This window comes from Chitinophagaceae bacterium (assembly GCA_030053935.1).
Lineage (GTDB): Bacteria > Bacteroidota > Bacteroidia > Cytophagales > JASGCU01 > JASGCU01.
In genome coordinates this window covers 1-9,250 of record JASGCU010000054.1, presented here as the reverse complement: position 1 = coordinate 9,250, position 9,250 = coordinate 1, and the positions used below count along the sequence as shown (strand labels likewise).

Below are 9,250 nucleotides of genomic sequence, written 5' to 3'. Positions count from 1 at the left end.
ATTGCTTGTTGTTCTCTTTCTATTGCTTGTTGTTTTTCTTGTTCCGATTTTTTTAAGATTTCTTCTGCTCTTTTTTGAAGAATTATTTTATAAGGTCCTGAGGGCATCCGATACGAAAAAACAGCTTCTAAGGAAACATAAAATCCTTCTATTGCAACACTCTCAATCGTATCTTTTTCAAAGTATGTTTTGTGAAGAACATATTTTTTTGTTTCTTTATCTATAACATATTGTTGTATAGTTTGTTTGTCTGTGTCTACTATCCAATATTCTTGGACTTGGCTTTTCTCGTAGTTATTTTTTTTTAATGTTCGGTCTCTTCCTTTCGTGCTGGGAGATAATACCTCCGCTATAAAATGAGGAATAGGATGTACTAAGGTTTTTTTTTCAATATTTACGGTTTCGTTCCAGTAAACTACATCTGGCTCGAAGACGTTGTATCCAAATATAATGGCTGCTTTTTCTGATTGTACCATTCCTTTTCCTGTGGTTCCAATATGTTCATGGATATACATCTCTATGTTTTTGCGAACCACGGTATGAAACGCAACAGCAGGTGAGTGCATAATTGTTTCCCCTGCTATATACTCACTTTTTTGGTCTGCACGATTTTGTTTTAAAAATCTCTTCATCCCTTCTTTTTTTTCTAAGTCAGTCGGTTTTCTTTTGGTTCTTACCGATGCATCTTGAATAAGAGAATCCAATTCCTCTCTTTTTATTTTTTGTATAGACATTTTCTTAATATGTTAACTTTCTTTATTGGTCTGTTAATAAGATTTTATAAAAACTCAATTAATAAAAAAATAACACGTTTTTTGAACTTTTACCATTCTGCTCTATAAACAAATGTACTTTTTATTTATCTTTTGAGATAAAAAGCGGATTTATACTTCATTATTTTTATACACGAGTAGTGTATCGTCAAAGATAGAATCGTTCTGTATAATATCACCATTCAGAGAAGGAGCAGCTACTCCTATGTCCATTTTTTGAGAGCAGTAAAATACTCGTGCTTCATCCCATATATTTTTATGAATAAATTTGGAAAGGGTTTTACTTCCTCCTTCTACTAAAACTGATTGTATGTGGAGGGTGTGTAATGTTTTTAAAAGATTCTCTATAAAATACTCTTTTTCTAAACGAATCCAACGGCAGTTTTTTATTTCTTTTTCTATAATGCTATTAAAAATGAGAGTATTTGCATCTGTATTAAAGATGTGAATATTGGCATCGGATAGTGCATTGTATTCGTCTAAAACAATGCGTGTAGGATTTCTGCCTTCCCAATCTCTTGCGGTTAAGAGAGGGTTATCATAGAGGGCAGTGTTGTATCCGACTAAAACAGCGTCTTCTTCCGTTCTCCATTTATGCACTATTTTGCGAGAATATTTATTACTTATCCATTGGGAGCGAAAATTTTTATCAGCAATAGATCCATTGAAGGTTTGAGCCCATTTGAGTATAATATAGGGTCTTTGTTTGTTGAAAAAAGTAAAAAATCTTCTGTTCATCCATTTGGCTTCTTTTTCTAAACAGTTCATTTCTATTTCTATACCTGCGTCTTTGAGTTTTTGGATTCCTCTTCCGTTTATTAATGGATTCGGATCAAGAGAGGCAATGAGTACTTTTTTGACTTTTTTCTGTATTAAGAAGTCAGTACAGGGTGGTGTCTTACCAAAATGGGAGCAGGGTTCTAAAGTAACAAAAACAGTGCTGCCTTCTGCATCTATATTTTTGAGAGCGTTTACTTCGGCGTGAGATTCTCCGTATACTTTGTGCCATCCTTCTCCTATAATTTTGTCATCTTTCATCACCACACACCCTACAAGTGGGTTTGGGCTTACTTTTCCCAAACCTAACTCTGCTAATTGAATGCCTCTGATCATTATTTTTTCAAAATCGTTCATATATTTGTAACCTATACATTGTTTTTTTATGGTTAATAAAAATAAAATGAGATAATTTTTCTCTTAAAACACTCTGTTTTAAGTATTATTTGGGAGTTTGTATTAAAATGTTTATTTTTTTATTTTTTTTAAATACTGAAAGATATACAGAAGGTTTTTCTTTGAAATTCTTCCACAAATGGAATTTTATCCATTATAATAAATACAATAGTAAGTAAAGTAAAGGGTAAAGATGAAGAAAATTTATAAACAATTAGTGATATTTATCAAGAATGATGTAAAGTTGTTGTATGTTCTTTGGTTATTTTTGTTTGTAGGGGGTATTATTTTTACATCGTATTATTTAAATTTTTATAATATCCTTATTTCTTACAGAAGAAAAGGTATATATCCTTTTCTTATTTTTGTTTTCTATGGTATTACATATCTGTATGCCCTTATTGGCTACGCTTTCTTGTATAAAAAATGGGATATTTTTGTTCAAAAGAAACTTTATTTTGCTATGATAGCGGTATTGCTTTCTATTACTCTCAATAGAAGTGTGTATGTAGACCAAGTGTTAGTAGAAAAGAATGTTCCTTACCCATTTATGGCTTATGTATTCAGAATTACCACTCAGTTTTCGGGTATTATCTATTATTTTGTTCCTCTTTATATATATTGGTATATTTTTGATAGAAAAAAGCATCCATTATATGGCTTTCATTATCAAAAAAATGTTTGGAAAACCTATATTTTATTATTAATATGTATGATACCACTTTTAGCGGCGGCTTCTTTCACATCAAGTTTTTTAAGAATGTATCCTCTTTACAAAGATTATGGGTTTAGTGAGGCAGTAAACATACCTGAGTGGGTAAGTGTTTCTGTATTTGAGTTTTTGTATGCTTCGGGTTTTGTGATGGTGGAGTTTGTTTTTAGGGGATTTCTCATATTAGCAATGCAAGAAGTATTAGGTATTCATGGTGTTTTACCTATGGCGACTATTTACTGTGTATTTCACATGGGTAAACCTCTTGTGGAGTTTATTAGCTCCTTTTTTGGAGGGACTCTCTTAGGAGTAGTAACCTACCATTCTAAATCTATTTATGGTGGGATATTTGTTCATATAGGAATAGCACTTTTGATGGAATTATTTGCGTTTTTACAGAAAACATACCTTCACCTTATTCAATAATATGGTAATATCACATATAGTATCTGTAGATGAAAACAATGTTATAGGAAATGAGAATAAGATTCCATGGAATATTCCAAACGATAGAGTTTATTTTAAGAATAAAACAATAGGGCATCATATTCTCATGGGGAGGAAAACTTACGATTCTATAGGAAAAGTATTGCCAAAACGTACTTCTCTTATTGTAAGTAGCCAAAAAAATCTGATAATTCCGGATACTTTTGTTTTTAATAGTGTAGAAAGTGCGGTTTCTTTTGCAAAAAAAAACAATGAAACAGACCTTTTTATTATAGGAGGAAGTGAAATATACAATCTCACAGAGCATATTATTGATACCATATACCTCACTAAAGTACACCATACTTTTATTGGGGATGTAAAATATGATATAGAAATTGGGTTGTGGAAAGAAATAAAAAAATGCTTTGTAAAAAGAGATGAGAAAAACCCATATGACCATTCTTTTATAGAATTAGTAAGAAAAAAATAAGCATTCCCTGTCCAAAAAGAAAAATACTTTTACCATAAAAAAAAATTATTATATTTTTTCTTTCACTACAAATACAAGAGATATAATTATAAACACAAAAAAATGAAAAAAAAAAATATTACTATTATTGATATAGCAAAAGAAATCAATGTATCCCCTTCTACTGTTTCCCGTGCTTTAAACCAAAATTCTAAAATAAGTCAAGAAACTATAGATTTAGTAAAGAAAAAAGCGGAAGAACTGAACTATACTCCTAATCTGATAGCACGAGGATTGAGAGAAAATAAAACAAACACTATTGGTGTTATTATTCCCGAAGTAGTTCATTTTTTCTTTTCTTCCGTTCTAAGTGGTATAGAAGAAGTAACTAAAAAATACAAGTATAATGTCATTCTCACACAATCTCAAGAGATGTTTGAAAAAGAAGTTTTAAATGTAAATACTCTTTTATCAAGTCATGTAGATGGTTTTCTTATTTCTATGGCATGGCATACTCTCAAAACACATCATTTTGAAAACATACTCAAAAAAAATATTCCTCTTGTCTTTTTTGACAGAGTATGTGAAAGCATTGAAACTCATAAAGTGATAACAGATGATAGAAAAGGAGCCTATGAAGCGACAAAACATCTTATAGGGCAGGGGTGTAAAAGTATTGTTCACCTCACCAGCTCGGATAATCTCAACGTTTCCATAATGAGAAGAAATGGGTATATAGATGCTCTCAAAGAATACAATATTCCTATAAGAGAGGATCTTATAATTGCGGGAAAAGGGGAACCATTTACAGATGGGGAGGAACAAATACAAGTATTAATAGATAGAAAAATACATTTTGATGGTATATTTGCTCATAATGATCTGACAGCACTTGGGGCAATGGGGGTATTAAAGCAAAAAAACATAAAAATCCCTGAAGAAGTAGCAGTAGTGGGATATAGTGATTGGCAATTATCATCTTTTGTAGAACCATCTCTGAGTTCAGTTTCCCAAAATGGATTTGAAATGGGAAAGAAGTCCGCAGAAATTTTAATACAACAAATTAAAAAACCTACTTTTTTTAATCCTATTACAGAAGTAATACATACACAATTGATGATACGAAAATCATCTCAAAAAAATAACTAAAAAAAATACAATGAATCATCATTCATCTCATCCAAAATTTGAAGTAATATACGGAACAAGACCTATTTTAGAGGCAGTGAGAGCGGGAAAACAAATAGATAGAGTGCTTATCCAACATAATATAAAAAATGAGCAAATAACTAATCTGATAAAAGAATTAGTGTTTCAAGGCATTGTTTTTCAGAGAGTCTCAGTTGAAAAATTTTTGAGCGTAAAGGATAAAAATCACCAGGGGGTAATGGCTTTTGTCTCCCCTATCGTTTTTGCGGATATACATAGGATTGTTTCTTTTCTCTTTAACGAGGGGAAAGATGGTCTTTTTTTACTATTAGATAGTATAACAGATGTTCGTAATTTTGGAGCAATAGTAAGAACAGCGGAAGCAGCGGGAGTAGATGCTATCATTATTCCTGATAAAGGGTCAGCTCAGATAAGTGAAGATGCAATGAAAACATCAGCTGGAGCTTTGAATTATATTCAGATTTGCAGGGTTTCAGATGTATCAGATACTGTTTTATATCTAAAAGAATCAGGGTTTCAGATTGTTGCTTGCACAGAAATAGCGGATAAATATTTTTATGAAGCATCTTTTGTGCAGCCTACTGTTATTATTTTAGGAGCAGAAGATACGGGTATTTCGGGAAAAATACTTTCTCAAGCATCAGAGCAAATAAAAATAAATATGCTTGGGAAAATAGAGTCACTGAATGTTTCTGTTGCGGCAGGTGTTATTTTATATGAGTGCCTTCGGCAAAGAATCACAAACACTATTCCTATTCGGAAGCGTTAAAAAAAAAAAAATAAACATTAATTAAGTACTTTTTTATGCTTTTGGTCCTGCATGTACGAGTCGTTTTCCCTCTTCTGTATCGGTATATTGTTTAAAATTTTCTCTATATTTGAGAGAAAGATTTTTGGCTCTTTTTTCCCATTCTTTTTTATCTGTGTAGGTATTTCGTGGGTCTAATATCTCTGTTTCTACATTTGGAAGAGAGTTAGGAATAGTAAGGTTCAGAAAGGGAATGTGAGAGGTTTCTGCCCTTTCTATACTTCCGTCTATGATAGCATCAATAATAGCACGGGTATTTTTAAGAGAGATTCTTTTGCCCGTTCCGTTCCATCCCGTATTTACAAGATACGCTTTAGCATTATGCTGTTTCATTTTTGCGACGAGAGTTTGAGAATACATAGTTGGATGCAGAGTTAGAAATGCTTCTCCAAAAGCAGGAGAAAAAGATGGTTCGGGGGTTGTAATACCTCTTTCTGTTCCCGCAAGCTTAGAAGTATAGCCCGATAAAAAATGATACTGTGCTTGGTCATCTGTTAATATAGAAACGGGGGGTAAAACCCCAAAAGCATCGGCAGATAAATAAATTATCTTTTGGGCATGCCCTGCACGTGAGGGGAGTATTATTTTATTTATGTGATAAATAGGATAAGAAACCCGAGAATTTTCTGTAATGGAAGTATCCTCATAATCAATATATCCATCTTCGTCCACTACCACATTTTCTAAAAGAGCATCGCGTCTAATGGCTTTCCATATATCAGGTTCATTTTCTTCAGAGAGACGGACTACCTTTGCATAACATCCTCCTTCGTAGTTAAATATGCCATTATCATCCCATCCGTGTTCATCATCACCTATAAGGTAACGTTTTGGATCAGCGGAAAGAGTAGTTTTTCCTGTTCCCGATAATCCGAAAAATATGGCAACATCTCCTTTTTCTCCTACGTTTGCAGAACAATGCATAGAAGCAATTCCTTTGAGAGGAAGGTAATAATTCATTAATGAAAAAAGTCCTTTTTTCATCTCCCCTCCATACCAAGTTCCGCCAATAATTTGAATTTTTTCTGTAAGATTAAAAAGAATAAAATTTTCTGAATTAAGTCCTTGTTCTTTCCAATTGGGGTTATTTGTTTTAGAGCCGTTCATAACAATAAAGTCAGGTGTTCCAAAGGTTTCTAATTCATAATTACAAGGACGAATGAACATATTTGTTACGAAATGTGCCTGCCATGCTACTTCCATTATAAATCTTACTTTTAATCGGGTGCTTTCATTCGTACCGCAAAAAGTATCTACTACATAGAGTTTTTTTGATTTGGATAGTTTTTTCAAAACTACTGATTTTAAGTCATTCCATACTTCTATGGTGGTAGGAAAATTTACTTTTTTATCCCAATAAATAGTATTTTCTGTGGTACTATCTTTTACTATATACCTATCTTTTGGGGATCTTCCCGTAAAAACACCTGTTTTTACTGCTACGGCTCCTACATCTGTTAATACTCCTTTTTCAAAGCCCTTCGCCTGCGAGGAAGTTTCAGCTTGAAAAAGTTCTTCGTATGTTGGATTATAGGATATTTCATGATAGCCCGTTATCCCTAGTTTGTGTAATTCTTGTATAAGCTTTATATGCCTCATTGTTTTTTTTTTTATTTATTTTGATAATTGATTAAAAATCTGTGTGATGTCCTTTCCTTTTTTTTTCAAAACGAGAGCATATTCTTTGGCTTCTTCTATTCTGTTTTGCAAAAGGAGTAATTGTATTAAATTTTCATAATCTTGTGTTTCATTTGTATTGAGGGATATTGCTATTTTCCAATATCTTTCTGCCTCTGTATAATTTTTTTTGTGTTCATATTCTACAAGTCCCGCATAGTAAAGAGTGTTCCAATGTTTTGGATCTATTTCTAAAATTTTTTTATAAAACAGTAAAGCGCTATCATACTGTTGATTATTTTGACTTATAATGGCAAGATTTGTGCATACTTCAATATCTTTCGGGTTGAGTTCTAATGACTTAAGACAATACTTTTTTACTAATGGTATTTCATTTTTTTCGAAAGCTTGTTTAGCCAAAATTTTCCATACACCCGCGTGACGAGAGGTTTTACTGGCGCTTTCCCAATAAGTATATTGGTTTTTGAAATTTTGAATATGCAAGAAAGAAAGAGTGCCAAATAAAAGTATTATTAAAAGAGCAGAAATTCTAAATATACGCAAAAAAGAATTATTTTTTGCTTTTTCTTTCCATTTTTGAGTGATTTCATTCAAAAAAATAATACATCCTATTGCAGGAACATAAATTCTATGTTCTAAATAATCACTCAAACGCCCATCAGTAGTTAAAAAAATAATAGGAGGAGTTAAAAATACAAACCACCAAAGTAGTATCCATAATCCTGTTTTCTTCTCTATTTTAAAAAAAATAGTTATTATCAACAGTAATATATAAACCCCTATTCCCAAAAAAGTAGGAATGGGAGAAAACATTGGAAAAACAGATATATTGAATGGTACAAAAAATTTAAAGACAGATTCTAATAAAAAAGGATAGTTATATTTTATTGCTTCCCATCCGTAAACAATGTGAGGAAACCGATAAGCTCCTCGTAATTCTGCTGCTCTTATAGCTGTTTTTCTGAAAATATACCATATTACAATAACAAGAGCCGTCCCTATCAGAATTTGTAATAGTAATTTTCTTTCTTTTCTGTGGTCTATTTTTTTTATCCAAAATATATAGGCAAAGCAAACCATTATTAATCCTATACCTGCTTCTTTTGTAAGTAATACTCCTAAAAGAAATAAAAGAAAGAGGAAATAATGTTTTTTTTGTTTGGTTTCTACAAAACGAATAAAAAAGATAGCACTCAAAAGAACGAATATTGCTAGCAGAGAATCATTTCGTCCTGCTATCCAAGCGACTGCCTGCACAAATAAAGGATGAACCGTAAAAAACAAAGTAGTAAAAAATGCTATGGTTTTATCATATTTCAAAAGAAATAAGAACCATAATAAGAGGGAACAAGCAGTAGTATGAAATAAGATATTAGAAAAATGATACATAAATGGAGTGGTATTACCTACGGAATCTATGCTTCCCAATTGATAGTCCATTAAAAATGTAGCAAATAAAATGGGACGATAATAATCATAGAGAAACGAATCTGTAAATCCTTTCCATACATTTGAAATGTCTGAAAAGTATTTTTTGTCTTTCACTAAGAGCTCTATATCGTCCAAATTTACAAAATCAAAACTGAGTATTTGAGCATATAGAAAAAGAGAAATGGCAATAATCCCAATGAACCAATAATGTATTTTGGAATCTATTTTTTTGTGGTGTATTTTTACTTCGTTATTTTTTTTATAAATTACATTTGATCTATTGACTTGTTTTTGTTGTTTTTTCATATACAATAAATGTATTAAATATTAATGAACCTTTTTTAAAATAATATGCATTGTGTGTAATTTCATATACTTCATATCTTATTCTAAATTACAACGAATGTAATGGCAATAAAATGTATGAGAGTGTCCAAAAAGTTCTTTTTACACAAATATTTAATTTTAAACCTATTGATAATCAAAGAATTACAAAACTACAAACGTGCTAAAAACGAATTTTCGGACACCCTCATACCTAACACATTAATGAATAATCACTTTCTCCGCCTTTAAAATCTCTCCTTTTTCCCCATATACCACCACAATATATTCTCCCTTTGGCATGGTTCTTATATCTATAGATA

8 protein-coding genes are annotated in these 9,250 nt (G+C 31.5%); 4 read left to right on the top strand and 4 right to left on the bottom strand.

The genetic code is table 11. The features are described 5' to 3' along the window. On the bottom strand, positions 1–734 hold a 734-nt coding region (locus QM536_06570; GenBank protein MDI9356668.1), incomplete at its 3' end, for a Uma2 family endonuclease. A 150-nt stretch (positions 735–884) separates the two neighbouring features. Further along, positions 885–1,907 carry a bifunctional diaminohydroxyphosphoribosylaminopyrimidine deaminase/5-amino-6-(5-phosphoribosylamino)uracil reductase RibD gene (gene ribD, locus QM536_06565; protein MDI9356667.1) on the bottom strand — a complete coding sequence of 341 codons (1,023 nt, stop codon included), beginning with the start codon at positions 1,905–1,907 and terminating at the stop codon, positions 885–887. Positions 1,908–2,139: 232 nt separating this feature from the next. Between ribD and QM536_06560 the strand changes: the two genes are divergently transcribed. The 4 genes from QM536_06560 (at position 2,140) to rlmB (ending at position 5,495) form a co-directional block, all read left to right on the top strand. Further along, positions 2,140–3,084, top strand: a complete 945-nt coding sequence (locus QM536_06560; protein ID MDI9356666.1) for a CPBP family intramembrane metalloprotease — start codon at positions 2,140–2,142, stop codon at positions 3,082–3,084. Position 3,085: 1 nt separating this feature from the next. After that, complete coding sequence (locus QM536_06555) at positions 3,086–3,577, top strand: dihydrofolate reductase (protein ID MDI9356665.1); 492 nt, start codon at positions 3,086–3,088, stop codon at positions 3,575–3,577. A 102-nt stretch (positions 3,578–3,679) separates the two neighbouring features. Next, positions 3,680–4,705, top strand: coding sequence for a LacI family DNA-binding transcriptional regulator (locus QM536_06550; protein MDI9356664.1), 1,026 nt, complete (start codon positions 3,680–3,682; stop codon positions 4,703–4,705). A gap of 10 nt (positions 4,706–4,715) precedes the next feature. Further along, complete coding sequence (gene rlmB / locus QM536_06545) at positions 4,716–5,495, top strand: 23S rRNA (guanosine(2251)-2'-O)-methyltransferase RlmB (protein ID MDI9356663.1); 780 nt, start codon at positions 4,716–4,718, stop codon at positions 5,493–5,495. Positions 5,496–5,528: 33 nt separating this feature from the next. Here the strand turns inward: rlmB and pckA are convergent, their stop codons facing one another. Continuing rightward, a complete protein-coding gene (gene pckA / locus QM536_06540; GenBank protein MDI9356662.1) occupies positions 5,529–7,133 on the bottom strand; it encodes a phosphoenolpyruvate carboxykinase (ATP) in 1,605 nt (534 codons plus the stop codon). A 15-nt stretch (positions 7,134–7,148) separates the two neighbouring features. Next, positions 7,149–8,909 (bottom strand): glycosyltransferase family 39 protein, encoded by a 1,761-nt coding sequence (locus tag QM536_06535; protein MDI9356661.1) that lies wholly within the window; start codon positions 8,907–8,909, stop codon positions 7,149–7,151. Positions 8,910–9,250 lie beyond the last annotated feature (341 nt).